Genomic DNA, 25,295 nt, shown 5'->3' on the forward strand with positions numbered 1-25,295 from the left:
GTTGTCATGCAACGATCCGCAGGGTTGAGCGGAAAAGAGAAAGCGGCGGTGTTGATGATCACTTTGGGACCGGAGACGGCGGCCCAGGTGATGAAGCATCTGCGCGACGACGAAATCGAACAACTGACCTTGGAGATGGCGAATCTCCACAAGGTGGATTGGCGTTACAAAGATCTGGTTCTGGAGGAATTTCACCAGGTTTATAAAGCGAAAGAGTACATCACCAAAGGTGGAATTGAGTACGCCCGGGAAGTGTTGGAGAAGGCACTGGGCCAACAGCGCGCCGTGGAAATTCTCAACCGACTCACGGCTTCCCTACAGGTGCGTCCCTTTGATTTCGCCCGGCGGGCAGATCCGACGCAGATTTTGAATTTTATCCAAAACGAACATCCCCAGACCATTGCGTTGGTGTTGTCGTATCTGGAGCCGGAACAGGGGTCCTTGATCCTCTCGGCCCTTCCGCCGGAATCCCAGGTTGAAGTGGCCCAGCGGTTGGCGGTCTTGCAAAGTACGTCCCCGGAGGTGCTGGATCAGGTGGAGCGCACCCTGGAGAGTAAACTTTCCGCCCTTTCGGTGAGAGATTTTACTCCGGGGGGTGGGATCGACTCCTTGGTCAAGATTCTCAACGGGGTCGACCGGGGAACAGAGAAAACGATCCTGGAAGCGCTGGAGATGAGAGATCCGGATTTGGCCGAAGAGATCAAGAAGCGGATGTTCATCTTCGAAGACATCGCTTTCTTGGACAACCGGGCGATCCAGCGCATCATCCGGGACGTGGATGCCAACGACCTGGCCCTCGCCCTCAAAGTCGCCAGCGATACCGTGAAGGAGGCGATCTTCCGAAACATGTCCAAACGCATGGCGGAAACCTTCCGGGAGGACATGGAATACATGGGGCCCGTTCGCCTCCGGGACGTGGAAGAGGCCCAGCAGCGGATCGTCGGGGTCGTACGCCGCCTGGAAGAAAGCGGGGAGATCATCATCGGGCGAGGAGGGGACGACATTGTCGTCTAGAGTAGTGAAATCGGCGGTGGCTCAACTGTTGGCTGCGGATCCGGTGGTCCTCGGGAATCCAGATCCGCGCGACGGCCGTCCGGAACCCGCTCAAGAGGCCCTTCAGGTGGCAGAACGCCTTCGCCGCCTGGCTGCAGAGGAACTGGAAGCGGCCAGGCGCCAGGCGGCCGAAGTGCTGGTTAAGGCTCAAGCCGAAGCCCGTGATCTGGTCGAGGTAGCGCGCCGGGAGATTGAACGCGAACGCCAGGCCGCTCATCAGAAGGCATGGGAGGAAGGGTTTCAAGAGGGCAGGGAGGAAGGCCTGCGAAAGGCCCAGGCCGAGTATGAGGAGCGGATGAAAAGGCTGGAAGCCCTGCGCTTGGAAGTGGAGGCCGAACGGAAACGCCTGGCGGAGGTCACCGAGGCGCACGTGGCGGAGGTGGCGGTGGCGGTCGCCCAGCGCGTGGTCCGGGGGCTTGTGGAAGTGGATCGAAGCTTCGTCCACGTGGTGGCCGAAGAGGCGGTGGCGAGCCTGTTGCCCGCCGAGGATGTTGTGGTGCGGGTGTATCCCGGGGATGTGGACAAGTTGGACGCCGGGCGGCTGGGTTACGGGGATGGCGGGGTGAAAATCGTCGCCGATGCTCGCCTCCGCCCCGGAGATGTGGTGGTTTCCTCCTCCGGCGGAGAAATCGACGCCCGGGTGGATACGGCCCTGGAGGAAGCGGCGGCTCTAATCCGGGCCCGGGCTCGCCAAGCGGGGTGAAAGCCGGTGCAGGAAGGTTGGGACACCAACGCGTATTGCGAAACTCTTCGCCGCTCCCCCCTGTGGAGGGTTTCCGGGCGGGTCGCCCAGGCGGTAGGCATGACGGTGGAATCGAACGGTCCCGTGGCGCGGGTGGGAGATCTCTGCTCGATTGAAACGGACGCCGGACCGCGGTTTGCGGAGGTCGTGGGCTTCCGGAACCGCCGGCTCATTCTGATGCCCTTCTCCGACCTGGACCGCATCCACAATGGCGCCGTGGTGAAGGTGGTCTCCGAAGGCCTCCGGGTACCCACTGGGCCGGGCATTTTGGGGAGGGTTGTAGACGGACTCGGCCGGCCCATCGACGGGCTTGGGCCGGTGGCGGGGGAATTTCAAGATCCCATCGAGCAGCCTCCCCCGCCGCCCATGGCCCGAACCCCGGTGAACCAGCCCTTGTCCGTGGGGGTGAGGGCGATCGACGGGCTGCTCACGGTGGGACAAGGCCAGAGGATCGGCATTTTCGCGGGGAGTGGAGTGGGGAAAAGCACCCTTTTAGGGATGATCGCCCGGTATACCGAAGCGGACGTGACGGTGATTGGCCTGATTGGTGAGCGGGGAAGGGAAGTGCAGGATTTTATCGCCCGGGAGTTGGATGAAGAAGGGCGAAAACGGGCGGTGGTGGTGGCTGCGACATCCGATCAGCCGCCCTTGATGCGGATCAAAGGGGCGCTCACCGCCACAGCCATGGCGGAGCGGTTCCGGCGCCAGGGACGACGGGTTCTGTTGTTGATGGACTCTGTAACCCGTTTTGCCATGGCCTGCCGCGAGGTGGGATTGGCCGCCGGCGAACCCCCCACCGCCCGGGGCTACACCCCTTCGGTCTTCGCCGCCCTGCCAAAACTGTTGGAGCGCACGGGAACTGCTCGTACCGGCTCGATTACCGCCTTTTACACCGTCTTGGTGGAAGGGGACGATTTTAACGAACCCATCGCGGATGCCGTGCGGGGCATTCTGGACGGTCACATCGTATTATCCAGGAAAATCGCCCAACAGGGGCTCTATCCCGCCATTGATGTGACGGCGAGTACCAGTCGCCTCATGAATCAAGTGGCGGAGACCGCTCACGTCCGGGCTGCGGCTCGGTTTAAAGCCCTGTTGGCGGCGTACGAAGAAGCGGAAGATTTGATTCAAATCGGCGCCTATCGCGAGGGGACCCGACTGGAGGTAGACACCGCGCTGCGCCTTAGACCCCGAATGTGGGCGTACCTCGCCCAGAATCGCGATGTGAGAAGTGACATGGGCGAGGCGGTACGCCAGCTCATGGAGATGTTCAACGAGGAGGGCGGCGGATGAGAAGCGCAAAACGGGCAGCTCGGGTTCGCGAAGTGCAAGAGCGACTCCTTCAGGTCCGGGTCAGCGAGTTGGAGGAGGCCGCCCGACGCCGGGACGCTGTGCATCAAGCGAGGGACGCTTGGTCCGGAAGATTGATGGAGGCGGCAGCCCCCCGCCAGGCGTCGATCTCGTCGGCGGAATGGACCTTATGGCAACATTGGGCAGCCTTTGTCGCCGGTCGAGTTGCAGAACTGGGAAACCAACTGGATGCGGCAGAGCGGAAAGTGGAACAGTGCCGAGAAGCCACTTTAGACCAGTGGAAGTGGGCAAAGACGTGGGGAATGTTAGAGGAACGCGCAGCCGAAGAAGAGCGGCACTGCCGGGAGCGACGTGAAGAAAAGGACCGGGAGGAAGCATTTTTGCTTCGCCTGGCCGGGGAGAGTAGGGAAGGATGACGGCGCGGCTTTCCCTCCGATGGATGATCGCCGTGGCCGCCATGGCCTTGGTGCTCACCTTGTTGCTCTCGGGTATCGTCCTCTCTCTGCTCGGTTTTCCCGTCGTCACCCGGGTCAAAAATACGGCTCTCGGCGTGGTCCAAGGGTTGTTCCCAACGAACCGACCCACTCCGGCGGCAGGCGCCCAGGCGGAAATCGATGCGCTTCGGGCCCAGGTGAGTGCGCTGCAAGCCCAGTTAGACGATGCCAAGAGGCATTTGCAACAAACCCGGGCTTCTGCCCAAGGCTCCGGGAACCCGGGAGGGGCCCCGGGGGCTTCGGGCCCCGGGGGCACGGCGCTGGGAGGGGCGGCCCCGGGAGTGTCCGGGCCTCCGGGATCTGTGGGAGGAGCTGCATCCGAGGCGGGGGCGGCAGGGGGCGGGACGGCTCCGGGGGTGCCGAGCCCCATCCAGCCGGGTGCCGCCCAGGATGTGAACCAGGTTTACAGGTCCATGGTGCCCACGAAAGCCGCGGCTATTTTGCAGCAAATGACCCCTCAAGAGGCGGCGGCAGCCCTCCAAGGTCTGTCGACAGACGATCGGGCTGCCATCCTTGAGAAAATGGATCCGAAGACGGCGGCGGCTGTGATTCAGATCATGGGGAGGGCGGGTCAATGAGCGAAGCGACCATCGGTGGGGCGGCCATCCGGTCAGCCCGGGAGGAGGGCCAGCCCACCTCCGGCAAGTCGGCGGAGGTTAGCCCAGGGGCTCCACACGTTCCAGCTGAGGCCCAGGTAAAAGGAGCCCGCCGCTTTACCCGGGTGTTAGAAAGCCATTTGCCGGGAAAAGAACATCTGGAAAGGGGCGGAAAGACCACCGGGAAGAAGAAACGATTGCCCGGCGAGGCGGCCCAGGAATCGGGCAATTCTCCCCTGTATCCCGGAGGTGCCTCCGCCTTATTCCCTGGATCCCATGCCACGGCCTCCGGGGTGCCGGCTGGTGAAGGGAAAAAAGGCGGGCACCTACTTGGTAGTGTTTCAATGCGTGGCACGGGGTCTCAATCCGCTCCGTCTCTATTTCAACCTCCCGCCTTGTCAGAGGAGGGAAAAGCCGAGAACCTCCCTTCCGACGCCGACGCGCCGGATGGATCGGGGGCACCGGGGAAAGGAATCGCCCGGAAACATGCCTTCCAAGATCGCCTTTCTCCTGGCCCGCTGCAAGGAACGGGCGGGCAGAACCCGGGTGTGGGGGCTCTTCCTCAAGGTGGAAAGGTTTTGACCGCTTCACCGACAACCGTCGACCAGTCGAGGAAAGCAGGTGTCACTCACAAGGCCGTTGGGCTTGGCGGGCCGGCCCAGCCCCAAGGGACCGAGGATATCGGGAATGCGGTGATAGGGGTTGAGGCCAGGGGCCGGGGGATTCCACAGGAGGCACCCACGGTCCAAGCACTCGCCGTCCGGGAGGGGCGCACCGACCTTCTTACCGACAGCTCTTTCCGGGCAAAGGCGGCGAAGACAGCATTGGATGCGCCTTCGCACCGCGCAGTTTCCGTTGACTCGGGGGCCGGGCGACTGGCAGGTGACGATTCTCTGCTCGCGGGGCTTTCCGGGGGGGCCTTTCCAGGTCAGGGCATGCAGGAACCTCCAACTGTCCTGACGAATGTGCCCAGTGAAGGACTGGCTGATGCGGTGGGGGCAAACCTTGCGAATCGCGCCTGGCGACCTGGGGAGAGCGCGACCCTTCGCGTGACGGTAGTGCCTGCCGATCTCGGGCCGGTGCAGGTCATTGCCCACATGGATGTGGAAGGCCGGCTGCACGTGCAGATTCACGCGGCCTCCCCGGAAACCCAGGCGATGATTCAACAGCAATCCATGCAACTGATTCACCATTTGCAACAAAACCACATCCCGGTCCAACGCCTGGACGTGGGGGGTACCCCGATTATGAGCGGAGGCACTGGTTCAGGTGCCGCGTTCACTGGGGGGGCGAGCACGGGACAAGGGCAGTCTCATTCGGGTTTCCAGCCACCCGTCGCCGACCGCGGAACGGGTGGGATCGGAGTCGGGAATGAAGGGGTGGAGGGGCCCGGGGACTATCCGTCGACGGCGGGGACTGCTCTACGATTATCGGGGACCTCGGGCTTTGAAGCGATGGTGTGAGGAGGTCCAGGACCGCGAAAGGGGGAAACGACATGAGCGAAGTGGCGGCGACGGGGATGAACGCGGCAAACTCTTCGGGATATGCCAGCCCGACCTCCGTGATCAATCCCAACAGTCAGCTCGATAAGAATTCCTTTCTTCAATTGTTGGTCGCTCAGTTGAAAAACCAAGACCCGCTCCAGCCGATGGACAGCACACAGTTTATCTCCCAACTCGCCCAGTTTTCGGCCCTTGAACAAATGACCAATGTGGCCGAGGGTCAGGAGAAGGCCGCGACAGCCACCGAGATGCAGGCGGCGGCGGAGTGGATCGGGAAGCGGATTTCTTACCTCGACGACAAAGGAAACATCCAGTCCGGGGTCGCTCAAGCCATGCAAGTCAAAGAAGGCCTGGTCTACCTCGATCTCGGTGGTCTCTCGGTTCCGTGGAGTTCCATTCTGGAGGTCGGCGATGGCACGGATCAGGCGGGTGGAGGCACCGGGGTTTAAGGAAGGCCTGAATTCTTCTGGAGAGTGAATCTGCAAAAGGGGATGAGCGGCCATGATGCGATCGTTATACTCAGCGGTTTCGGGCATGCGTGGATTTCAAACCAAGATGGACGTGATCGGCAACAACATCGCCAACGTCAACACGGTGGGGTTCAAAGCGAGCCGGGTGATGTTTCACGACCTGATAAGCCAGACTCTTTCTGGGGCCACGGCGCCCGGGGACACGACCGGAGGCTCGAATCCCCAGCAGGTGGGGCTGGGGGTAGGGTTGGCGAGCATCGATACGCCGATGACTCCCGGAGCTCCGATGATGACCGGGGTGCCTACAGATCTGGCCATTGACGGCAATGGCTTTTTCGTGGTCCAACTCTCGGACGGGGCCACCCAGGCCTACACCCGGGCGGGAAATTTCCACATTGACAGTAATCGGAACCTCGTGACCTCGGAGGGGTTGTTTGTGCTGGATACGGGAGGAGCGCCTATCCAACTGCCCGACAACACCAAAAGTGTTTCGATTGATAAAAACGGCAATGTCAACTGCCTGCTGGATGACGGGACCACCCAAACGGCCGCCCAGATTGGGCTTGCCAATTTCGCCAACCCCGAAGGCCTGCAAAAGATCGGGAACAACCTGTTTGTGGAGACGACAAACTCCGGAACGGCGGATGTGCAAGCCCCGAATCAAGGGGTTTTCGGCAGCATCACCTCCGGAGCCCTGGAGATGTCAAACGTGGATTTAACCAATGAGTTTACCGAAATGATCATCGCCCAGCGGGCATTCCAGGCCAATGCCCGAACGATCACCAGCGACGACCAGATGCTGCAAGAGGTCGTCAACCTGAAACGGTGATGATCAAGGACATGCCGCGTTGGCCGGCGGGCCCGGGTGACCGATTGTGATCCCGCTGACCCGGTTGAATGGATCGGAAGTTTGGGTGAACGCCTTGCTCATTGAGTCGGTGGAAGCCAGCCCGGACACAGTGGTGACCTTGTCCACCGGACGAAAATTGGTCGTCCGGGAAACGGTGGGGGAAATCGCCGCTCGGGTGACCGATTACTATCGGAGCATCGGCTTGGTGCGCGGCATCCGTGGACACCGACGGGAAGGGGGGAGTCGCGACGAGTAAAGGGCTGACGTGGGCGTTAATCGTGGTGCTGGCCGCGGCGGTGGGCGTGGGAGCGTGGTATGTCATCGGGTCTCGGGCGACTTCCTCGGGTCCGCCGACGGCGGCCGATCTCGCCAAAACGCGCTATGACCTGCCGCAAATGACCACCAACCTCGCCGGGGGAAGTGTCATTCAGTTTAGCGTTTCCCTTCAGGCGAGCTCCGACCAGGCGAAGGGCGAGCTCGAACTGAGAAAAGTGGAGATCCAGGACGCCGTGAACGATATTCTTCATTCCTGGAAACGGGAAGATCTCGACCAGCCCCGAGGGCAGGAGAAGTTGAAAGGGGACATCATGAAGAGGGTCAACGAGCTTCTTCACAATGGTCGAGTGACCCAAGTATATTTTCCCTCCATCATCGTTCAGTAAGGGGGTGACGAGCCGTGGCGGACGTCTTGTCGCAACGAGAGATCGACGCCCTTTTACAGGCATTGAGTTCCGGCGAGGTTTCGGCGGAGGCCATGAAGGAGGAAGAAGAGCAGCGCAGGATCCGTGCTTATGACTTCAAGCGGGCCATGCGATTTTCGAAAGATCAACTGCGCAGTCTGACCCGGATCTACGAGAACTACGCGCGGATGCTCAGCACGTATTTTTCGGCACAATTGCGGACTTGGATGCACCTGGATGTCATCTCGGTCGAGCAACTGCCCTACGAGGAGTTTATTCGCTCCATGCCGCAGCTTTCGACCCTGCTCGTGGTGGATCTGGCTCCGCTCAGCGGGCGGTGGGTGATCGGGATTGGACCGGACGTCGCCTTTGTCATGCTCGATCGCCTCCTCGGGGGGCCAGGGTTGGAACTGGCCGGCGCCCGGGCGTTTACGGAAATTGAGACCACGGTGTTCGAACGGTCGTGGAGCCGATCTCTCGGGGTGTTGGGCGATGCGTGGAAGGGCATTGTCGAGGACTTGCGGCCGACTCTGTCTTTTATCGAATTCAATCCTCAGTTTCTCCAGATTGCGGCGCCCAACGATACCGTGGCCGTGGTCTCCGTCAGCATGCGGATTATGGAGACCACCGGGTTAATGCACATTGGTATGCCCCATCTGACCTTGGAGCGGTTGTTGCCGAAACTGAGTTCCCAGCACATGCTGGGCATGGGGCAGGCGGGCCGGGCGCTGGATCCTGCGAGAGAGGAGGCTCTGCGGGAACGCCTGCGGGCGGCTCCGGTGGAAATCCGGGCGGTTTTGGGAAGGACCTCGATCGATTTCTACGACTTGATGCACCTGGCCGCCGGGGATGTCATCCCCCTTCATCAGTCCGTGAACCGGCCCGTGGAGATCTATGTCGGGGACAGGGTGAAATATCTTGGCCGCCCCGGAGTGGATCACGGTCGGCTCGCGGTTCAAATTACAGAGATCGCCGATGACGAAAGGGGGGAATAAGGTGTCCGATATGCTATCTCAGGATGAAATCGACGCGCTTCTTCGGGGGGGAGGGGCCATGACCTCTCCCCAACAAGGAGAAATCCTGAGCGAGATGGAGCGGGACGCCCTCGGGGAGATTGGCAACATCAGTTTCGGAACCGCCGCCACGGCCCTGTCTACCCTTTTGAACAGACGGGTGGAAATCACCACGCCAATGGTGAGTGCGGCCAAAACCCAGGAACTGGGCAGCGAATTTCCCGTGCCCCATGTTGCGGTGCAGGTCCAGTATACCGCCGGTTTTGAGGGGCTCAACGCTTTGTTTATCCGCCCGGAGGATGCCCGGATCATTGCCGATCTCATGATGGGCGGTCAAGGAGCTCCCCCGGAAGGCGAGCTCGATGAATTGCAGCTCAGCGCAGTGAGTGAAGCGATGAACCAGATGATGGGGTCGGCGGCCACCTCCATGTCCCAGATGTTTAACATGAAAATCAACATTTCGCCGCCAACGGCCCGAATTGTGGATTTTCAAAAGGAACCGCCGGGGGAGCTGTTTTCCGGCGAAGAGGTCGTGGTGAAAGTGGCCTTTCGCCTCATCGTCGCCGATCTCATCGATTCGCACATCATGCAGCTCATTCCTCTCAGCTTCGCCAAGAAAATGGTGACGGCGCTACTCGGGCCGCAGGACAGCGCGAATGCTCCTGGCCCGGAGCCGTCGCAAGCCTCGGGAGCCCAGCCGTCCACGGGGACCGGTGCTCCGTCCCCTGGGGAGGTTTCCGGCCAGCAAACCGTCTCCTCCCAAGAGAAGGCTGGGGCGGATCGGCCCAACGGTTATCAGGAAGCCGGGACGTCCCAAACCGAGGCGGCCGCCGGCGCGCAGACCGTCGTCAAGCCGGTGGAATTCGGCCCGCTCCATTCCCCTGCTGCCGAAGCGCCCCGGACGGATAACCTCGATCTTTTGCTCGACGTATCCCTCACGGTGAGTGTCGAGCTTGGCCGCACCCATCAGTCTGTTCGGGAGGTTCTGAGCTGGTCCTTGGGATCTGTGGTGGAATTGGATCGCCTGGCCGGGGAGCCGGTGGATATTTACGTCAACCAGAAATTGATCGCAAAAGGGGAAGTTGTGGTCATCGACGAAAACTTTGGGGTGCGGGTGACGGACATTGTACACCCCCGGGATCGAATGCGCGGTGTACAGCAGGGAGGGTGAGAAGGTGAGTCGCAAAGTTCTCGTCGTAGACGATGCCGCGTTCATGCGCATGATGATCAAGGAGATTCTGACCAAGCACGGGTACGAAGTGGTGGGCGAAGCGGTGAACGGCATTCAGGCTGTGGAAAAGTTTCAGGAACTTCGACCGGATCTCGTCACCCTCGACATTACGATGCCCGAGATGGACGGGATTGAGGCGCTCAAGCGGATCCGGGCCATCGACCCGGAGGCGAAAGTGATCATGTGTTCGGCAATGGGGCAGCAGGCGATGGTGATCGACGCGATACAGGCCGGGGCCAAGGATTTTATCGTAAAGCCGTTTCAGGCGGATCGCGTTTTGGAAGCGGTCCGCAAGACTTTGGGATGAAGACCGTGTTGGCTTTTGCCGGGTGGTGTTGGTTGCTCGCGTGGCCACGTACGAGTTTGGCCGTGGCGAATTCTGTGGAAGATGCGGTCCGTCACGCTCCTCCCAGCACCCCTTCGGCGCCCCCTCCCGAGCCGTCTTTGTCGCTATCCTTTCTGAAGCTCGGGCTGGGTTTGCTGGTCATTCTGGCCCTCATCTGGGTCGCGTCCAGGTGGCTGCGGGGGCGCTGGCCGAAAGCGGCGGGATCTGACAGCTTCAGAGTGCTGGGCGTCCTCCCTCTCGGACCAGGTAAAGCGGTTCATCTAATTGAAGTGGCGGATCGGGTGCTCGTGTTGGGGGTGGCCCAGGACATCCGCGTCCTGGAAGTGATCGAGGATCCACAGCGAAAACAAAGCCTTCGGAGTGAAGAAGGGAAGGCCCCGGGTTTTGACCGCCGACTGGCCGAGGTCCTGCAAAAGATGGCCGATCGGCGCCGGACGTGGCTCCAGAGACAGAGGGGAATGGATGGGGATGACTGATCTTCGATTCTATAAGCATGCGGGAATGAAGATTGCTGTCGTCCTGGCGGCTTTCCTGGTGATGAAAACGGGGTGCGCCCTGGCCGCGCCGGCGGACCCGACCGCTGTTATTCCCGGATTGCCGTCCACTCTACAGCCTGATTCTTCCCCTCAAGGGGTCGCGGGCACCCTTCAGCTGATCTTACTGATCACCGTTCTTTCCCTGGCTCCTGGGATTCTCGTCATGATCACGAGTTTTACCCGGATGATCGTGGTGCTCTCGTTTGTGCGAAGCGCCCTGGCGGTGCAGCAGACCCCTCCGAATCAAGTGTTGATCGGCCTTGCCCTGGCTCTGACCTTTTTCGTCATGGCCCCGACTTTGTCCCAGGTCAATCAGCAGGCCGTTCAGCCGTATCTGCGGGGGGAATTGACCCAGACCCAGGCCATTGCCCGGGCCGAGGTGCCCTTTAAACATTTTATGGCCAAACAGACCCGGGAAAAGGACTTGCAATTGTTCTTGGATTACCGAAATGTGGCCCTTCCGGACCGGGTGGAGGACATCCCCATGTCGTTGTTGGTGCCCGCATATACCATCAGTGAACTGAAGACCGCTTTCGAGATCGGATTCATGATCTTTATCCCGTTTCTCATCATCGACATGGTGATTTCAAGTGTTCTCATGGCCATGGGCATGATGATGCTCCCCCCGGTGATCGTGTCGTTGCCCTTTAAGATTCTTTTGTTCGTTCTGGCCGACGGCTGGTATTTGATCGTGAAATCGCTCCTGGCGGGCTATGTGTGAGGTGGTTGCGGTGAGCCCGGACAACGTGCTTCAGATTGGGCAGGAAACGCTGCGAATCGCCTTGCTATTGTCGCTGCCCTTCCTGGGCTTCACCCTGGTGGTGGGGCTGATTATCAGTATTTTCCAGGCGGTGACGCAGATTCAAGAACCGACCTTGACGTTCTTGCCAAAGGTGCTCGCTGTGTTCGCGGTGATTCTGCTGTTGGGGCCGTGGATGCTCCACACCCTGCTCGATTACACCGAGGGGATTTTCGGGCAGTTGTCCGGATTCATCCGATGATTTCCCTGGCGGCGTTGGTGGATCAGGTTCAGGTGTGGTTATTGATCTTGGCCCGGATCATCGGGTGGGTGATGACCGTCCCGGTGTTTTCGAGTCGGGCGGTGCCGGCGCCTGTCCAAATGGGATTGGCTGGGGTTGTGGCTCTGTTGGTGGCGCAAGCGGTCATTCCCGCCCAAGGGGCGGCGGTGGCAGGACTGGCGCTGAGTGCCTATCTGTTTGAGGTGGTGAAACAGTGGTTGATCGGCGCTGCCATCGGGTTCATCGCTTCCGTTCTTTTTACAGCTGCCGAGATGGCCGGGCAACTCATCGATATCCAAATGGGTTTCTCGATGGTCACCCTCTTCAATCCGCAATTTGGAACCAATGGGTCGATTCTCGCCAACTGGCAAATGTGGCTCACCAGCGTCGTGTTTTTGGGAATCGACGGTCATCTGGCGATGCTCTCGGCACTGCTTCACAGTTTCGAATGGATCCACCTGGGTGCGGGTATCCCGGTGGGACCCGTGGCAGAAGTGGTGGCCAGAAGCGTAGCGGTCTTGTTTATCCTCGGGGTTCAATTGGCGGCGCCCCTTCTGTTGACGCTCCTGTTGATCGACGTCATCCTGGCCTTTGTTTCCCGGGCGGCGCCCCAGACCAATCTGTTGTTTGTCGCCCTGCCCGGCAAAATTCTCGCCGGCTGGGGGGTTGCTCTCGGGACGTTGCCCGTGTTGATCCTCGGAATCGAGCGGGTGATGGGATGGATGAATCAAGCGGTGGACGGGGTGCTCCGAGCGCTGGGGACGGGCTGAACCTGGAGCACAAGGTGGCGGCCACTCGCTATCTCTGGGACCTGCAGTGGTTTGCCGAGGAGAAAACGGAAACTCCCACTCCCCGTCGCCGCCAGGAAGCCAGAAAGGAAGGTCAGGCGGCACGCAGTGCGGACCTCACGGCGGCACTGGTTTTGCTTGCCGCAGTTTTGGCCGTGCGGGCCCTGGGCGAGACGTGGATCGATGAATGGCGGAGGTTGTTCGCCTCCTTTATCACCGGTTCTCCAATCCAATTCTCGACGCCGGACGGGTGGCTGGCGTGGATGGGTGGGCAGGTGATGGGGGTTTTTTCAAGTCTCATCCTGTTTCTTTTGTTGCCGGCCGCAGCGGGGCTGGCCACGGGGTTCATCCAGGTCGGGGGACTTTTCGCGTTCAAAGCCGCGTCCCCCCAGTGGAAGCGGATTTCCCCTGTGGAGGGGTTCCGCCGGTTATTCTCGCTCCGCTCCCTGGTGGAAGGAGCCAAGATGATTCTAAAAATCGCCATTCTCGGCGGCATCGGGTACAGCCTGGCCAGGCAAATTTTCGAAAGCTCCGGGAGTTTGGGAGGGATGGACCCCACGGCCCTGGCCGGGTGGACCGGCGACCAGTTGTGGAACGTGGCCCTTGAAGCGAGCCTCGCCCTGCTTGGACTTGCGATCCTCGATGCGTGGTACCAGCGGGTATCCTTCGAACGTCAACTTCGGATGACCAAACAAGAAGTCAAAGAGGAGTTCAAGCGCACCGAGGGCAATCCGACCATTAAACGCAAAATCCGGGAACGGCAACGGGCCCTGGCTCAACGGCGGATGATGCAGGAGGTGCCAAAAGCCACGGTGGTTATCACGAACCCCACCCACTACGCCGTGGCCCTCCGGTATGAGCCGGATTCGATGGACACGCCGGTGGTCATCGCCAAAGGGGCCGATGCCTGGGCGTGGAGAATCCGGGAGACCGCCCGGCATTACGGAGTCCCGGTGGTGGAAAATCCGCCCCTGGCCAGGCGGTTGCATGCCATGGTGGAGATCGGGGAGGCCATCCCCGAAGTGTTGTTCCAAGCGGTGGCGGAGGTGTTGGCGTACGTGTACCGCCTACGGGGATGGACGGGCGAAAGAAGGGGGAGTGATCGATGAAACGGACAGATTTGGCCGTTTTGGTCGGCGTGATCGGAATTGTGGTCATGATGGTCATCCCGCTGCCTCCCTCTCTGCTCGATTTTTTGCTCGTGATTAATTTGGGGTTGTCCCTGGTTATTCTCCTCATTGCGATGAATGTCGGGGAGCCCTTGCAGTTTTCGGTTTTCCCACCCCTTTTGTTGCTGACGACTTTATATCGTCTCGCCCTGAACGTCTCGTCCACCCGATCGATTTTGTCCGTGGGCTACGCCGGAGAAGTGATTCAGACCTTTGGCGACTTCGTGGTGCGGGGTAACGTGGTGGTCGGGCTGATCGTGTTCGCCATCCTTGCGGTGATCCAGTTTGTGGTCATCACCCGGGGCGCTGAGCGGGTGGCGGAAGTAGCCGCCCGGTTCACCCTGGACGCCATGCCGGGTAAACAGATCAGTATCGACGCGGATCTGAGCTCGGGGTTGATTACCGAACAAGAAGCCCGGGAGCGCCGGCGGACGGTGGAACGAGAGGCGGATTTCTACGGTGCCATGGACGGTGCGAGCAAGTTCGTCAAAGGGGATGCCATCGCCTCGATCATCATCGTGGTGATCAATATCATCGGGGGATTCATCATTGGGATGGCCGTCAACCATGAGGATTTCAACACAGCCCTCAGTCATTACACCCTGCTGTCAGTGGGGGACGGTCTGGTGAGCCAAATCCCCGCCCTTTTGATCTCGACTGCCACCGGACTGGTGGTGACCCGGGCCGCCTCCGACAACAACATGGGGAGAGATGTCATCACCCAGTTGTTGTCCTACCCGAAAATGCTTTTCGTGGTGGCTGGTGCACTGGCTCTTCTCGGCATTCTGACCCCCATCGGGTGGGTGAAGACCTGGCCCGTCGCTGGGGTGATCGCTTTTGGGGGATGGAGGATGCTGAGCCGACTCCGGGCGGATGCCGTGGCACAACAGGCGCAGGAAGCGAAACGGGAGACCGAAGAGATTCGGACGCCGGAAAGTGTCGTCTCCATGGTGCCGGTGGATCCTGTGGAATTCGAATTCGGCTATGGGCTGATTCCCTTGGCTGATGCCGCCCAGGGAGGGGACCTTTTGGACCGGGTGGTGATGATCCGACGCCAGTTGGCCCTGGAGCTCGGGGTGGTGCTTCCGGTGGTTCGGATTCGGGACAACATTCAGTTGCAGCCGGACGAGTACGTCATCAAAATCCGAGGATCCGAAGTGGCAAGGGGCCGATTGATGTTGGGCTATTATCTGGCCATCAGTCCTGGGGTGGATGATCCCCAGGTGGTGGGGGTGGCGACAAAGGAACCCGCTTTCGGGCTCCCCGCGCTGTGGATCGGGCCGGAGATGAGAGAGAGAGCGGAGCTTTCAGGGTACACCGTGGTGGACCCGCCTTCAGTGGTGGCCACTCACCTGACCGAAGTCCTGAAGCGCCACGCCTATGAACTGGTCGGACGGCAAGAAACCCGCCAGTTGATCGACGCTCTGCGCCGACATCACGCGGCCTTGGTGGACGAAGTGGTGCCGAATGTGGTGGGGTACGGCGAGGTTCAGAAAGTGCTCTCCAATCTTTTACGGGAGGGAGTGCCCATCCGGGATTTGGCCACCATCGTGGAAACCTTGGCCGACGCCGTGAAGACCACTCACGACCCTGAACTTTTGACGGAGTTCGCCCGCCAGGCCCTGCGGAGAACCATTACCCAGCGCTGGGCCGCCCCGGGCAAGCCACTCACCGCTATCACCCTTCATCCGGGGCTTGAGCGGCAGATCGCGGAATCGATCCACCGGGGGGATTTTGGCGCCTACGTGGTCCTCGATCCCCGGGTCCACCAACAGATGGTCGGGCAGTTGGTGGATCAGGTGCGGCGCGCCATGGCTGCGGGGCAGCATCCCGTCATTGTCACCTCGCCACACATCCGGTCTCATGTGCGTCGCCTCTTGGAGCGTACTCTGCCCGACGTAGCGGTGTTGTCTTACCAAGAGATCGATCCGGCGGTGGATGTTGAGACGGCAGGGGTGGTGAATGTATCGTGAGGATCAAACGATTTACTGCCGAAGATATGGCGACAGCCCTGGCCCGGGTTCGGGACGAGCTCGGGGGAGAGGCGGTGATTCTCAACACGAGGGAAGTGCCGGCCTCCCCCTGGGTTCCCTGGCGGCGGAGAAAGCGGATCGAAATCGTGGCCGCCGTGGAAGATGGGGGCGGGCAAGGAGCCAAGGGACCGCAGCCAACCGGGCCCCGGTCCGATCCCCGCCCTGAGGTGGATTTTTTATCAGGCCCCGATCCCGGGGAGGTGGGAGCCGAGCTCACACGAGGCAATCAGTACCCGGATCCATTGACGGGCCCCACCGGACGGTCACGTGTTTCGGGCGATGCCCGGGAGCTGACCGATGCGGGGTGGCGAGAGCTCATCCGCAAGATCGCGGCCTCGGGGGAGTCCCCGGCAGCCCGGGCTCTCGTACACTTGGCCGAGGCCCTGGTGGCCGGCGGCATGGACGAGCGCCGGGCTCGGGCTCTGGCCGAGCAGGCGGTTCTCTCGATTCCCGATGACGGGTCTTGGGAAATATCCCATACGGTCGAGCAGCTGCGGGAGATTGTCCGCAGCCGACTTCAGCCCTGGGTCGGCTCACCCATGGCGGCAGAGTCCCGGGTGATTGCCTTGGCAGGGCCCACGGGGGTGGGGAAAACCACCACCATAGCGAAACTCGCGGCCATCGAGACTTTGGACGCCGGTCGCCGGGTGGCCTTGATCACAGCGGATACGTACCGCATTGCCGCCGTCGACCAACTGCGAACCTACGCCCAGATCATCGGTATACCTTGCTTCGTCGTGTATACCCCCGAAGAAATGCGGCGTACGGTGGGGGAGTTGGCAGAATATGACCGCATCTTCGTGGATACGGCGGGGCGCAATTACACCCAGCGCGAACACGCTTTGTCGTTGCGCGAAATGCTTCAGGCCGCAAAGCCCGACGAGACCTACCTCGTCTTGAGCCTGTCTGGGAAAGGCCGGGATTTGTACCGGACGGTGGAGGCACTTCGGGAGGTGGCGATCGACAAATACTTGTTCACCAAGGCGGATGAAACGGAAAGCTTGGCCTCGGCGGTTGATCTCCTACTGGCGGAATCCCGACCCGTGGCGTACATCACGACCGGGCAAGGCGTTCCGGACGACATTATCGAAGCGGACGCCGCTTATCTGGCGCAGCGGCTCTTTTAGGACGGGGGGAGACGATGGATCAGGCATCCGAGTTGCGCAAAAGGATGGCCCATCGGTCCGGGCCCCGGGGAGTCTCGTTGAAGACCGCGGCGGTGACCAGCGGGAAGGGAGGAGTGGGAAAGTCCAACGTGGCCGTCAATGTCGCCTTGGCTCTTCAACAGGAGCACAACAACACCCTCATCTTGGACACCGACGTCGGATTTGCCAACGTGAATGTTTTACTGGGAAGTGGTGCGGGCCGAACTTTGCTGGATTTGGCCCAGCCCGGGGTTTTGGCTTCGGATGTCGTCCAGACCGGCCCCTTAGGGATTTCCTGGATTTCAGGGGGTACGGCCTTGCCCGATTGGATCCAGCTTTCCAGGGATCAAGTCAAGGTGTGTTTCGATAAATTGATGGATTTGGAATCGACGCTCGACTGGGTCATCGTCGATACCGGCGCTGGACTGAGTGAGTCCAGCCTCCACCTGTTGGAAAGTGTGGATCAGATTCTGCTTGTGACAACCCCGGAACCCACAGCCCTTGCGGACGCCTACGCCATGATCAAAGTGTTGGTTCGGCGGTCCCCAAGCGCCCGTATTCGGATCGTGGTCAACCGATGCCGGACGTTTTCGGAGGGGATACAGACGTTTCAACGATTGGTCGAGGTTTCGAAAACCTTTCTTTCCTTCGAGCCGGGTGTGATGGGGTATATTCTCGAGGATCCCGCGGTGGGACGGGCTGTTTTTCGACAAACGCCCTTTCTTCTCAGTGCTCCCGATAGCCGGGCTGCCCAGTGTGTACGACAAATCGCCCGCCGCCTGATGGGCGGTGAGGAGGTCGCTCCGGCGGAGAGCCCCCCGAGTCGGCGCGGCTGGCGCGAGTTTATCTGGAAACTGCAGCATGCCCTCGGGCGCGGATAAAAGGTGGGGCGCGGCGGAGCTCGTCGTGATGGGGGCATCTACGGGGGGACCCACCGCCCTTGCGTTCATCTTGTCAGGACTTCCGAAAACCTTTCCGCTGCCCATTGCTGTGGTGCAACATATGCCCGAGGCCTTCACCCGGATTTTTGCCGCCAGGCTCAACCAAGAGTCGTCACTTCAGGTGTTTGAGGCCGCTCAGGGAGATCGACTGAAGCCGGGAACCGTGGCCGTTGCCCCTGGGGGTCGACAGATGAGAGTCCATCGGGATCCTGAAGGTTGGTTTGTACAACTTGGGGAAGAGACACCGTGGCACAACCATGTCCCTTCCGTGGATGTGCTGTTTGACTCGGCGGCCAGAGCGGCTCATCGACCGGTGATCGCCGTCCTCTTGACGGGCATGGGGAAGGACGGGGCCGAGGGGATGGAGGACATTCATCGCCGGGGGGGAATCACCATCGCCCAGTCTAAGGAGAGTTCTGTGGTGTTCGGAATGCCCCGGGCCGCCATCGAACGCGGATGTGTGGATTACGTTGCAGATCTAGAGGAAATCCCCGCCCTCCTGATGAAGTTGTCCATGAACAGGTAGGGGGTGGTACGGTGGAGAACAGTGAATACCTCGTCATGTTTATTGAAGAAACGAAGGAGCATCTGCAGCAACTGAACGAACAACTGCTGGTTCTCGAGCGGGATGCCTCGGACCATGAGGCGATCCACGCCGTTTTTCGATCGGCGCACACCATTAAGGGGATGGCGGCGACCATGGGTTTTGAGCCCATGGTATGGGTCACGCACGACATGGAGAATGTCCTGGACGAGATCCGAAACGGTCGGGCGGCCATCACCCCGGACCACATGGATGTGCTGTTCAAAGCCGTCGACCTGTTGGAAGCTCAACTCGCGGCGGTGGAAGAAGGAGGGGACTTGGCCGAGATTCCCACCGAGGACGTGGTGCAAGGCCTTCAGCGGCTTTTGGATGAATCCCGGGGCGGGACCGGAGCTTCCGACGTCGGATCTGGCTCTGCCGGTAAGGGGTCTTCGGCGGGGCAGACGGGAGGTGGGCGGGAGATGGACGGGTCCCAAGGGTCGGCCCTCGTCCTGGACGCGTACCAAAAGTCTGTCGCCGAAGAGGCCCGGCGGGAAGGCTTACAGGTGGTGAGCATCACCGTCCGGCTCGATGAAGGATGTGTCTTAAAGGCTGCCCGGGCCTACATGGTGGTGGACGCCTGTGAACAATTCGGGGAATTGATCAAGGTGGATCCTCCGGTGGAGGAACTGGAACAGGGCAATCTGGATCTGGACATCCGCCTGCTTCTCATTCTGAAACAAGAAACCCCCGAAGCCGTGGAGAAAGCACTGCTCGGGATTTCGGAGATCCGGGAGGTGGTGGTCAAACCTTGGGCTGGAACCACCGAGAACGGATCATCGCCCGAACGTCTCGCCCCAGGCGGCCGGGGAGAAGGAAGCGGGTCGGGAAGTGAGTCGGATTCTCCCAAGGGCGTACGCACGACAGCTCGGGGGGATGCCCCTGAAGAAAGGGCCACGAATCACCGGACGCTCAAATCGGTCCGGGTGGACATCGATCGGTTGGACACCCTCATGAACCTGTTCAGCGAATTGGTGATCGACCGAACCCGGATCGAAGAGTTGGCGAAGCAAACCGGACATCAGGACCTTCTGACAACAGTCGAGCACATGGCGAGAATCAGCGCCGACCTTCAAAACTTGGTGATGACGATTCGCATGGTGCCCGTGGACACGGTGTTCAATCGCTTCCCGCGCATGGTCAGGGACCTGGCCCGGGAGTTGGGGAAGAGTGTCGATTTTGTCGTCCGCGGCGGGGATACGGGCCTAGACCGTACGGTCATTGATGAGATTGGCGATCCCCTGGTGCACCTGCTGAGGAACGCCTTAGATCACGGAGTTGAGACGCCGGAGGAGCGCCGGAAACTTGGCAAACCCGAGGCGGGGCGAGTGGAACTGGTGGCGTTTCATTCCGGAAACCACGTGTTTATCGAGGTGTCTGACGATGGCCGGGGCGTGGATCGCGAGAAGGTGATTCAAAAAGCTGTGCAGCGGGGGCTTGTTGACCGCAATGACGCGGCTTCGATGACGGACGGACAGGTTTTTGACCTTCTTTTCCAACCGGGATTCAGCACGAAAGACACGGTCAGCGACGTTTCCGGACGGGGCGTGGGTTTGGATGTTGTGAAAAGCAAGTTGGAGCAGGTCGGGGGAAAGGTCACGGTGGAATCCAGTCCGGGTCGAGGGACGAAATGGGTGATTCAATTACCTCTGACGCTCTCGATCATTCAAGCCATGTTGGTCAGCCTGGCCGGCGAAAAATATGCCGTTCCCCTTCACTCCATCGTGGAGACGGCCGTCGTGAAGCGAGGGGACATCCGGGACCTTCACGGGCAGCAGGTGATCCCCTTTAGAGGGCGGGTCATTCCACTGATCGATTTGGAACGGTTGTACGAGCTTCGACGCCAGGAAACCAAAGATGAAGAAAATGTCCTGATCGTGCGCCGGGGGGACAGGTTCGCTGGGTTTATCGTGGATGAGTTTCTCGGTCAACAGGAAATTGTGCTGAAGTCTCTCGGGCGGTATTTGCAACAAGTGTTTTCCATCGCCGGTGCCACGGTGCTCGGTGATGGGCAGGTGGCGCTAATCATCGACTGCAATGCTTTTCTTGCGGCGTGAGAGGGGGCATTCCGGATGGAGCAGAAATCTCAAGAACCGGATCGAGAAGTCAAAGTGATCGTTTTTCAATTGGCGACAGAGGAATACGGGGTCGAGGTTTCTCAAGTTCTGTCTATTGAACGCATGCAAAAGATCACCCGGGTTCCCCGGACGCCCGCCTTCGTTAAAGGGGTCATCAATCTGCGCGGCGTGGTGACGCCCATTATCGACTTGCGGGCAAGGTTTGGCCTCCCCGAAGTGGAGTACACGGACGATACCCGGATCGTCGTGGTGGCTGTCGGGGAAATGGAGGTGGGCTTAGTGGTGGATGCGGCCAATGACGTCATCGACGTCCCCATGTCTCGGGTGGATCCCCCTCCGGCCGTGGTGGGTGGTGTCAAGGCGGAGTATCTTCGCGGAGTGGCAAAACTGGACGACCGACTGCTGGTCTTGCTCAATCTCGACCGGGTGCTGAGCGTCCAGGAAGTGGCCCAGCTCGGCGCGATGTCTTGGTGAGGCGCCGGTGCAACCGCTCGGCGATCGACACCTCGATGCCCTCCGGGAAGTGGGAAACATCGGGGCGGGCCACGCGGCCACGAGCTTGGCCCTTCTCCTGCAGCGACCGGTTCGGATCACGGTGCCCACGGTTCAGGTGCTGGATTTTGATCACGTGGTGGACGCCGTGGGCGGCGCAGAGGACGTCGTAGTGGGCACCTATTTCCGCATCGGAGGAGATTATCCCGGCAACCTTTTTTTCATCATTCCAGCCTGTTCGGCCCGAGCCGTACTCCGGGCCATGTGGACGGAGGGCGACTTCGGTGACGACCTTCAAAGTGAGATGGCCTTATCCGCTCTGGGAGAAATCGGCAATATTCTGATATCCGCATATCTCATCTCGCTGAGTGATTTCACCCACGGCAAGGTGGAGACTTCTGTACCCGCCGTGGCCGTGGACATGGCCCAGGCGATTTTAGAAGTCGGGATGCTCACCGCGGATGCCGACCAATGCCTGATCGTGCACACCGGCGCCCATATCGAAGAATTGGATGTCTGGTGCCATTTTCTCCTCGTGCCCGACCCCGACAGTGTGTTGCCTTTGCTGACGGCCTTGGGGGTGGGCGGAGAGTGATCGCCGGCCAAGTGGTCCATGTCGGCATGGCAGATTTAAAAGTGGTCCGTTGTCCGGATCGCCTGCGATCTGTGGGTCTCGGCTCCTGCGTGGGGGTTGCCCTGTGGGATCCGCAAACAAAAGTGGCGGGGCTGGTTCACATTATGCTCCCTTCCGCCGAGGGGTTTACTGACCCCCCCAGGGCGAAGTTCGCCGATACGGGGGTGGACTGGCTGGTGGAAATGATGCAGCAAAACGGCGCCCGGGTCGAACGTTTACGGGCCAAAATGGCCGGAGGTGCCCAGATGTTCGCGTTTGCCGGGAAAAACGATTTGCTGAAGATTGGCCCCCGGAATGTCGACGCCTGTCGCAGGGCCCTGGCCAAGTGGGGGATTCCAATGGTTGGGGAGGATGTCGGCGGTTCCACCGGGAGGACCATCGAGTTGCACAGCGAAGACGGCCGTTTGTGGGTGCGCACGGTGCGGGGGGGACTGATCGTGCTATGAAGCTGTGGACGGTCCCGGTTTTCGGAAGTGGAGCTTTTTTTCTGATCGCGGTGGCGGCTGGGCACGTGTGGACGACGGCTCTGTTGCGGACCGGGGTGTCTGCGGTGGTGTTGACCACTGTGGTCCTGGTGGCGGAGGGGGTGCGGAGGTGGGTGGTCGAGGCGGCTCCTTCGACCATCGACCTGCGGTCAGAGCCGGATGATGACGATCTCGCGCAGTTGGCCGTGGGTGGGCGGCCGCCCGAATCCGAAGGGGAGGAGATCACCAGGGCGGAGGCCGAGGGTGACTCGACGCTGGATGCCTCTCCGCTTCCCTCCCCGCGGCCGGACGCAGATGGGGCGAAGGCGGGGCAGTGGACAGATTTGGCAGCCTGGGTGCAACGTCGCCGGTAGACGGGGGGCGGGACGATGGAGAAGCCTGGTGTACAGTCCGAGCCTTTGGACATCACCCTTTATTTGCCTATGGTTGAAAATATAGCACGCCGGTTGAAATCCCGTTTCAAGCCCGCAGCCATGGAAGACTTGGTTTCCTTTGGGATGCTCGGGTTGTTGGAGGCAGCCCGGCGGTACGACCCCGGGCAGGAAACTCCTTTCGAGGTGTTTGCCCGTCTGCGGATACGCGGCGCGATGATCGACGGCGTCCGGGCTGAGGGCCCGGCGTCCAGGAGGCGCTGGGAACGGGTTAAGAAGGTTCAAGAGGCTTATGAGCGCTTGTTTTCCAAAGGAAAATCGGGCAGCGATGAGGAGATGTGTAAAGAACTGGGTGTGGACCGGGGGACGTTTATCGGGTGGCTGGAAGAGTTTGAGAGGTTCCATCCGATTTCTTTGGACCGCGTCATACACACCGAGGACGGGGAGTCTTTCCGCATTGCCGATGCGATTCCCGATCCGGAAGGTGTGGATCCGGCGCAGACGGTGTCCCGCCAGGCCGTCAGACAGATGTTGGCTGAAGCGATCACGGCACTTCCTGAGAGGGAGAAGTATGTCCTGTCCCTACATTATATTGAAGGATTGTCGTTTCGAGAGGTCGCTGCCGTTCTCGGGGTTACGCCTGCCCGGGTCAGTCAACTCCACTCCAAAGCCCTTTTGCGGTTGAGAAGCCGGTTGGCGCGGCATCGGGCAGATTTGATGGAGTGATGGGGGAGCGAAGGATGGGACAGGAGCGGGAACCGGACATCGGAAGCGTGCTGGAGGTCGAAATTAGTTCAGATGGTCTGACCGCCCGGGCCCGGTGGAAACCTGGTACACCGCCGGAGGAACGGGCCAGGTGGACGAGCGCGGACGTGGAATCTTTTTTGCTGAAATCGGGTATTCATTTCGGGGTGGTTGAGGAGGGACTGGAGAGGCTTCTCGCTGTACGGGCGGATGACGGGGCAAGTTGGGTGGAGGTCGCCCGGGGGATTCCACCGGAACCTGGACAACCCGGTGGGATTGAGTGGCTGACACAAGATTCCAAGGCGGAGGGAGCGCAAGGGGAGCCCCGGGACCCCGGCAGCGGGGCGAATCGGGTGGATTTGCGCGATCGCGGCGGCATTCCATCGGTGTCCCCCGGAACACCTCTTATCCGCCTGGTGCCTCCGATTCCTGGAAAAAACGGAACGAGCGTCCGAGGGGTGTCGATACCCGCCCCGACGCCCGGGGCGATCGCTGTGGTTCTGGGACCGGGTGCTCAGTGGAACGAGGATCATACAACAGTTTTGGCTCGGGTGGCGGGCCACCCCGTGTACAACCAGCGGCGCAGACGGATCGATGTTCAGCCGATGTACCGGGTTCAGGGGGATGTGGATTACGGAGTCGGCCATGTCTCTTTTGAAGGGAGCCTCCATATCGGCGGTTCTGTTCAACCCGGATTTCGGGTGAAGGCGAGCGGAGATGTGGTCATTGACGGGGCCGTGGACGGGGGCATCGTCGAAAGTGGCGGCGATGTGAAGGTGGGTGCCGGCATCTACGGGGGCACCCGAGGGTCTGTGCGGGCCGGGGGCTCCGTTCAGGCGAAGTTCATCCAACAAGGGCGGGTATCGGCGGAATTCGACGTCGTGGCCCAGCGCAGTATCCTTCACAGTGAGACCTCGGCAGGCCGGGATATCGAAGTCCTATCCCCGGCGGGCACCATTGCCGGTGGGACGTGTACAGCGGTGCATCGGATCCGGGCCGCAGTCCTGGGTTCTCCCATGGCCGTCCCCACCACTGTGGCCGTGGGGCTCCCGCAAACCGTTCGGGATCGTTGGCGAAATGTTCAGGAAGATCTGCGCCGGATGGACGGCCAGCGATCGAAATTGCGCCTGGCCATGCAGGTCCTGGAGAAACGGTTGCAGGTGCGCCAGGATCCGGAGACACTGGGGATGAAACAAAAGCTGCAGCGCGATTTGGCCGAGTTGGACGAACGAATTCAGGAGAGTCGACTCGAACTACAGATGATTGCCGAAGACATGCGGCAGTTTCAAGATGCTGCCGTCACTGCTCACAAGGTGTACCCCGGCGTGAAAATCATCATCGGCAACGCCGTGTATGCGGTGATCCAGGAGATGGACCGGGTGCGATTTACTCTGGACGGGGGTGAAATTCGGGTATCTCCGCAGGGATGAACTCCGGCGGGCTCAGCCTTGTCGATGGCGGAGGAGGGGTGGGTGTGGACCCGCAGTGGGAGGAATTGATTCACCGTATTCAGGAGGAAAATGATCTTCTGCTCGATGAGATTGAGCGTCTTCTGAAGGAACGGGACGAAGCCATTCGCGCCCTGGAGCAAAAGATCCTTCTACTGGAACAATTGTTGAACAGCCGGATGACGAGATCCGGGGACGGCGCGGTCCCGGCCCGGGGACAAAACCCGGCGGAGGGACGAGCGAACCGGTCTCTGGATTCTGGATGGAGGGCCGAGATGCACCCTGGCGAAGACGGCGCTTGGGGGTACCCGGATGGAGGGGAGTTGCCGGGATTCGCGGGCACAGTTTCCCTATCGATGGAGGAGTGGGCGAAACGCTCCGGCCGGGGAGTCGGGGAGGTTCAACTGATGGCGGCACTCGCCGAGCGGCGCCGACGGCGCGCCACAGGAACTCAAAGTGACCAGAAGACGACAACGCCGGATTGCAACGGCTGAGATGAATATGCTATAGTTACGTTTGGCACAATTCCACACGTGCGCGG

General features: G+C 60.7%; 30 protein-coding genes. All 30 read left to right on the plus strand.

Going from position 1 to position 25,295, the window contains the following annotated elements:
- The first annotated feature begins 6 nt into the window (after positions 1 to 6).
- Genes fliG through BTUS_RS16840 form a run of 30 tightly spaced genes read left to right on the plus strand, consistent with a single transcriptional unit; the run spans position 7 to position 25,248 of the window.
- The gene (gene fliG / locus BTUS_RS07440) at positions 7 to 1,014 is read left to right on the plus strand and encodes a flagellar motor switch protein FliG (RefSeq protein ID WP_013075497.1); all 1,008 of its coding nucleotides are present in this window, start codon (positions 7 to 9) and stop codon (positions 1,012 to 1,014) included.
- Positions 1,004 to 1,756: a FliH/SctL family protein gene (locus tag BTUS_RS07445; protein ID WP_013075498.1), complete on the plus strand. Its 753-nt coding sequence runs from the start codon at positions 1,004 to 1,006 to the stop codon at positions 1,754 to 1,756. Before fliG ends, BTUS_RS07445 begins: the two co-directional genes overlap by 11 nt.
- Positions 1,757 to 1,762: 6 nt before the next feature.
- Positions 1,763 to 3,088: a FliI/YscN family ATPase gene (locus BTUS_RS07450; protein ID WP_013075499.1), complete on the plus strand. Its 1,326-nt coding sequence runs from the start codon at positions 1,763 to 1,765 to the stop codon at positions 3,086 to 3,088.
- Complete coding sequence (locus BTUS_RS07455) at positions 3,085 to 3,522, plus strand: flagellar FliJ family protein (RefSeq protein ID WP_013075500.1); 438 nt, start codon at positions 3,085 to 3,087, stop codon at positions 3,520 to 3,522. Before BTUS_RS07450 ends, BTUS_RS07455 begins: the two co-directional genes overlap by 4 nt.
- Positions 3,519 to 4,178, plus strand: a complete 660-nt coding sequence (locus BTUS_RS16835; protein ID WP_013075501.1) for a MotE family protein — start codon at positions 3,519 to 3,521, stop codon at positions 4,176 to 4,178. Before BTUS_RS07455 ends, BTUS_RS16835 begins: the two co-directional genes overlap by 4 nt.
- Positions 4,175 to 5,659, plus strand: coding sequence for a flagellar hook-length control protein FliK (locus BTUS_RS07465; protein WP_013075502.1), 1,485 nt, complete (start codon positions 4,175 to 4,177; stop codon positions 5,657 to 5,659). Before BTUS_RS16835 ends, BTUS_RS07465 begins: the two co-directional genes overlap by 4 nt.
- 32 nt (positions 5,660 to 5,691) lie before the next feature.
- A complete protein-coding gene (locus BTUS_RS07470; RefSeq protein ID WP_013075503.1) occupies positions 5,692 to 6,147 on the plus strand; it encodes a flagellar hook capping FlgD N-terminal domain-containing protein in 456 nt (151 codons plus the stop codon).
- Between the two features lie 52 nt (positions 6,148 to 6,199).
- Positions 6,200 to 6,997, plus strand: a complete 798-nt coding sequence (flgG, locus tag BTUS_RS07475; protein ID WP_013075504.1) for a flagellar basal body rod protein FlgG — start codon at positions 6,200 to 6,202, stop codon at positions 6,995 to 6,997.
- Positions 6,998 to 7,043: 46 nt separating this feature from the next.
- Complete coding sequence (locus BTUS_RS07480) at positions 7,044 to 7,274, plus strand: flagellar FlbD family protein (RefSeq protein ID WP_013075505.1); 231 nt, start codon at positions 7,044 to 7,046, stop codon at positions 7,272 to 7,274.
- Positions 7,237 to 7,680, plus strand: coding sequence for a flagellar basal body-associated FliL family protein (locus tag BTUS_RS07485; RefSeq protein ID WP_013075506.1), 444 nt, complete (start codon positions 7,237 to 7,239; stop codon positions 7,678 to 7,680). Before BTUS_RS07480 ends, BTUS_RS07485 begins: the two co-directional genes overlap by 38 nt.
- Positions 7,681 to 7,694: 14 nt before the next feature.
- Positions 7,695 to 8,693: a flagellar motor switch protein FliM gene (gene fliM / locus BTUS_RS07490; protein WP_013075507.1), complete on the plus strand. Its 999-nt coding sequence runs from the start codon at positions 7,695 to 7,697 to the stop codon at positions 8,691 to 8,693.
- Positions 8,694 to 8,703: 10 nt separating this feature from the next.
- Positions 8,704 to 9,882 carry a flagellar motor switch phosphatase FliY gene (gene fliY / locus BTUS_RS07495; protein ID WP_041305318.1) on the plus strand — a complete coding sequence of 393 codons (1,179 nt, stop codon included), beginning with the start codon at positions 8,704 to 8,706 and terminating at the stop codon, positions 9,880 to 9,882.
- A gap of 4 nt (positions 9,883 to 9,886) precedes the next feature.
- Positions 9,887 to 10,249, plus strand: a complete 363-nt coding sequence (locus BTUS_RS07500; protein WP_013075509.1) for a response regulator — start codon at positions 9,887 to 9,889, stop codon at positions 10,247 to 10,249.
- On the plus strand, positions 10,246 to 10,764 hold the full coding sequence (locus BTUS_RS07505) for a FliO/MopB family protein (protein ID WP_013075510.1): 519 nt from the start codon (positions 10,246 to 10,248) through the stop codon (positions 10,762 to 10,764). Before BTUS_RS07500 ends, BTUS_RS07505 begins: the two co-directional genes overlap by 4 nt.
- The gene (gene fliP, locus BTUS_RS07510; RefSeq protein WP_013075511.1) at positions 10,751 to 11,545 is read left to right on the plus strand and encodes a flagellar type III secretion system pore protein FliP; all 795 of its coding nucleotides are present in this window, start codon (positions 10,751 to 10,753) and stop codon (positions 11,543 to 11,545) included. Before BTUS_RS07505 ends, fliP begins: the two co-directional genes overlap by 14 nt.
- A gap of 10 nt (positions 11,546 to 11,555) precedes the next feature.
- Complete coding sequence (gene fliQ, locus BTUS_RS07515; RefSeq protein WP_013075512.1) at positions 11,556 to 11,825, plus strand: flagellar biosynthesis protein FliQ; 270 nt, start codon at positions 11,556 to 11,558, stop codon at positions 11,823 to 11,825.
- Positions 11,822 to 12,613: a flagellar biosynthetic protein FliR gene (locus BTUS_RS07520; protein WP_013075513.1), complete on the plus strand. Its 792-nt coding sequence runs from the start codon at positions 11,822 to 11,824 to the stop codon at positions 12,611 to 12,613. Before fliQ ends, BTUS_RS07520 begins: the two co-directional genes overlap by 4 nt.
- Complete coding sequence (gene flhB / locus BTUS_RS07525; RefSeq protein ID WP_052300580.1) at positions 12,562 to 13,740, plus strand: flagellar biosynthesis protein FlhB; 1,179 nt, start codon at positions 12,562 to 12,564, stop codon at positions 13,738 to 13,740. Before BTUS_RS07520 ends, flhB begins: the two co-directional genes overlap by 52 nt.
- Positions 13,737 to 15,773 (plus strand): flagellar biosynthesis protein FlhA, encoded by a 2,037-nt coding sequence (flhA, locus tag BTUS_RS07530; protein ID WP_013075515.1) that lies wholly within the window; start codon positions 13,737 to 13,739, stop codon positions 15,771 to 15,773. Before flhB ends, flhA begins: the two co-directional genes overlap by 4 nt.
- Positions 15,770 to 16,960, plus strand: a complete 1,191-nt coding sequence (gene flhF / locus BTUS_RS07535; RefSeq protein ID WP_013075516.1) for a flagellar biosynthesis protein FlhF — start codon at positions 15,770 to 15,772, stop codon at positions 16,958 to 16,960. Before flhA ends, flhF begins: the two co-directional genes overlap by 4 nt.
- A 14-nt stretch (positions 16,961 to 16,974) precedes the next feature.
- Positions 16,975 to 17,859 carry a MinD/ParA family protein gene (locus tag BTUS_RS07540; RefSeq protein ID WP_013075517.1) on the plus strand — a complete coding sequence of 295 codons (885 nt, stop codon included), beginning with the start codon at positions 16,975 to 16,977 and terminating at the stop codon, positions 17,857 to 17,859.
- 28 nt (positions 17,860 to 17,887) lie between these two features.
- Positions 17,888 to 18,445, plus strand: coding sequence for a CheB methylesterase domain-containing protein (locus BTUS_RS07545; protein WP_013075518.1), 558 nt, complete (start codon positions 17,888 to 17,890; stop codon positions 18,443 to 18,445).
- A gap of 11 nt (positions 18,446 to 18,456) precedes the next feature.
- Positions 18,457 to 20,559, plus strand: a complete 2,103-nt coding sequence (locus BTUS_RS07550; protein ID WP_013075519.1) for a chemotaxis protein CheA — start codon at positions 18,457 to 18,459, stop codon at positions 20,557 to 20,559.
- Between the two features lie 15 nt (positions 20,560 to 20,574).
- Positions 20,575 to 21,054, plus strand: a complete 480-nt coding sequence (locus tag BTUS_RS07555; protein WP_013075520.1) for a chemotaxis protein CheW — start codon at positions 20,575 to 20,577, stop codon at positions 21,052 to 21,054.
- A 7-nt stretch (positions 21,055 to 21,061) separates the two neighbouring features.
- Positions 21,062 to 21,667 (plus strand): chemotaxis protein CheC, encoded by a 606-nt coding sequence (locus tag BTUS_RS07560; protein ID WP_013075521.1) that lies wholly within the window; start codon positions 21,062 to 21,064, stop codon positions 21,665 to 21,667.
- Positions 21,664 to 22,152: a chemotaxis protein CheD gene (locus BTUS_RS07565; protein ID WP_013075522.1), complete on the plus strand. Its 489-nt coding sequence runs from the start codon at positions 21,664 to 21,666 to the stop codon at positions 22,150 to 22,152. The genes BTUS_RS07560 and BTUS_RS07565 overlap by 4 nt, the downstream gene beginning before the upstream one ends.
- A complete protein-coding gene (locus BTUS_RS07570; protein ID WP_041303916.1) occupies positions 22,149 to 22,544 on the plus strand; it encodes a hypothetical protein in 396 nt (131 codons plus the stop codon). The genes BTUS_RS07565 and BTUS_RS07570 overlap by 4 nt, the downstream gene beginning before the upstream one ends.
- 15 nt (positions 22,545 to 22,559) lie before the next feature.
- On the plus strand, positions 22,560 to 23,288 hold the full coding sequence (locus tag BTUS_RS07575) for a sigma-70 family RNA polymerase sigma factor (protein WP_013075523.1): 729 nt from the start codon (positions 22,560 to 22,562) through the stop codon (positions 23,286 to 23,288).
- Positions 23,289 to 23,302: 14 nt separating this feature from the next.
- Complete coding sequence (locus tag BTUS_RS07580) at positions 23,303 to 24,736, plus strand: DUF342 domain-containing protein (RefSeq protein WP_013075524.1); 1,434 nt, start codon at positions 23,303 to 23,305, stop codon at positions 24,734 to 24,736.
- Positions 24,737 to 24,780: 44 nt separating this feature from the next.
- Positions 24,781 to 25,248 carry a hypothetical protein gene (locus BTUS_RS16840; RefSeq protein ID WP_013075525.1) on the plus strand — a complete coding sequence of 156 codons (468 nt, stop codon included), beginning with the start codon at positions 24,781 to 24,783 and terminating at the stop codon, positions 25,246 to 25,248.
- Positions 25,249 to 25,295: the final 47 nt, after the last annotated feature.

Source organism: Kyrpidia tusciae DSM 2912 (assembly GCF_000092905.1).
GTDB lineage: Bacteria > Bacillota > Bacilli > Kyrpidiales > Kyrpidiaceae > Kyrpidia > Kyrpidia tusciae.

Excerpts from the sequence above, each read along its gene's own strand:
- BTUS_RS07505 (WP_013075510.1), top strand. The coding sequence starts at position 10,246 with ATGAAGACCGTGTTGGCTTTTGCCGGGTGGTGTTGGTTGCTCGCGTGG.
- BTUS_RS07465 (WP_013075502.1), top strand. The coding sequence starts at position 4,175 with ATGAGCGAAGCGACCATCGGTGGGGCGGCCATCCGGTCAGCCCGGGAG.
- BTUS_RS07470 (WP_013075503.1), top strand. The coding sequence starts at position 5,692 with ATGAGCGAAGTGGCGGCGACGGGGATGAACGCGGCAAACTCTTCGGGA.
- BTUS_RS07575 (WP_013075523.1), top strand. The coding sequence starts at position 22,560 with ATGGAGAAGCCTGGTGTACAGTCCGAGCCTTTGGACATCACCCTTTAT.
- BTUS_RS07580 (WP_013075524.1), top strand. The coding sequence starts at position 23,303 with ATGGGACAGGAGCGGGAACCGGACATCGGAAGCGTGCTGGAGGTCGAA.
- flhA (WP_013075515.1), top strand. The coding sequence starts at position 13,737 with ATGAAACGGACAGATTTGGCCGTTTTGGTCGGCGTGATCGGAATTGTG.
- fliG (WP_013075497.1), top strand. The coding sequence starts at position 7 with ATGCAACGATCCGCAGGGTTGAGCGGAAAAGAGAAAGCGGCGGTGTTG.
- BTUS_RS07540 (WP_013075517.1), top strand. The coding sequence starts at position 16,975 with ATGGATCAGGCATCCGAGTTGCGCAAAAGGATGGCCCATCGGTCCGGG.
- BTUS_RS07455 (WP_013075500.1), top strand. The coding sequence starts at position 3,085 with ATGAGAAGCGCAAAACGGGCAGCTCGGGTTCGCGAAGTGCAAGAGCGA.
- BTUS_RS07520 (WP_013075513.1), top strand. The coding sequence starts at position 11,822 with ATGATTTCCCTGGCGGCGTTGGTGGATCAGGTTCAGGTGTGGTTATTG.
- flhB (WP_052300580.1), top strand. The coding sequence starts at position 12,562 with ATGGATGAATCAAGCGGTGGACGGGGTGCTCCGAGCGCTGGGGACGGG.
- flgG (WP_013075504.1), top strand. The coding sequence starts at position 6,200 with ATGATGCGATCGTTATACTCAGCGGTTTCGGGCATGCGTGGATTTCAA.
- BTUS_RS07570 (WP_041303916.1), top strand. The coding sequence starts at position 22,149 with ATGAAGCTGTGGACGGTCCCGGTTTTCGGAAGTGGAGCTTTTTTTCTG.
- BTUS_RS07555 (WP_013075520.1), top strand. The coding sequence starts at position 20,575 with ATGGAGCAGAAATCTCAAGAACCGGATCGAGAAGTCAAAGTGATCGTT.
- fliP (WP_013075511.1), top strand. The coding sequence starts at position 10,751 with ATGGGGATGACTGATCTTCGATTCTATAAGCATGCGGGAATGAAGATT.
- BTUS_RS07545 (WP_013075518.1), top strand. The coding sequence starts at position 17,888 with ATGGGGGCATCTACGGGGGGACCCACCGCCCTTGCGTTCATCTTGTCA.
- fliY (WP_041305318.1), top strand. The coding sequence starts at position 8,704 with ATGCTATCTCAGGATGAAATCGACGCGCTTCTTCGGGGGGGAGGGGCC.
- BTUS_RS16835 (WP_013075501.1), top strand. The coding sequence starts at position 3,519 with ATGACGGCGCGGCTTTCCCTCCGATGGATGATCGCCGTGGCCGCCATG.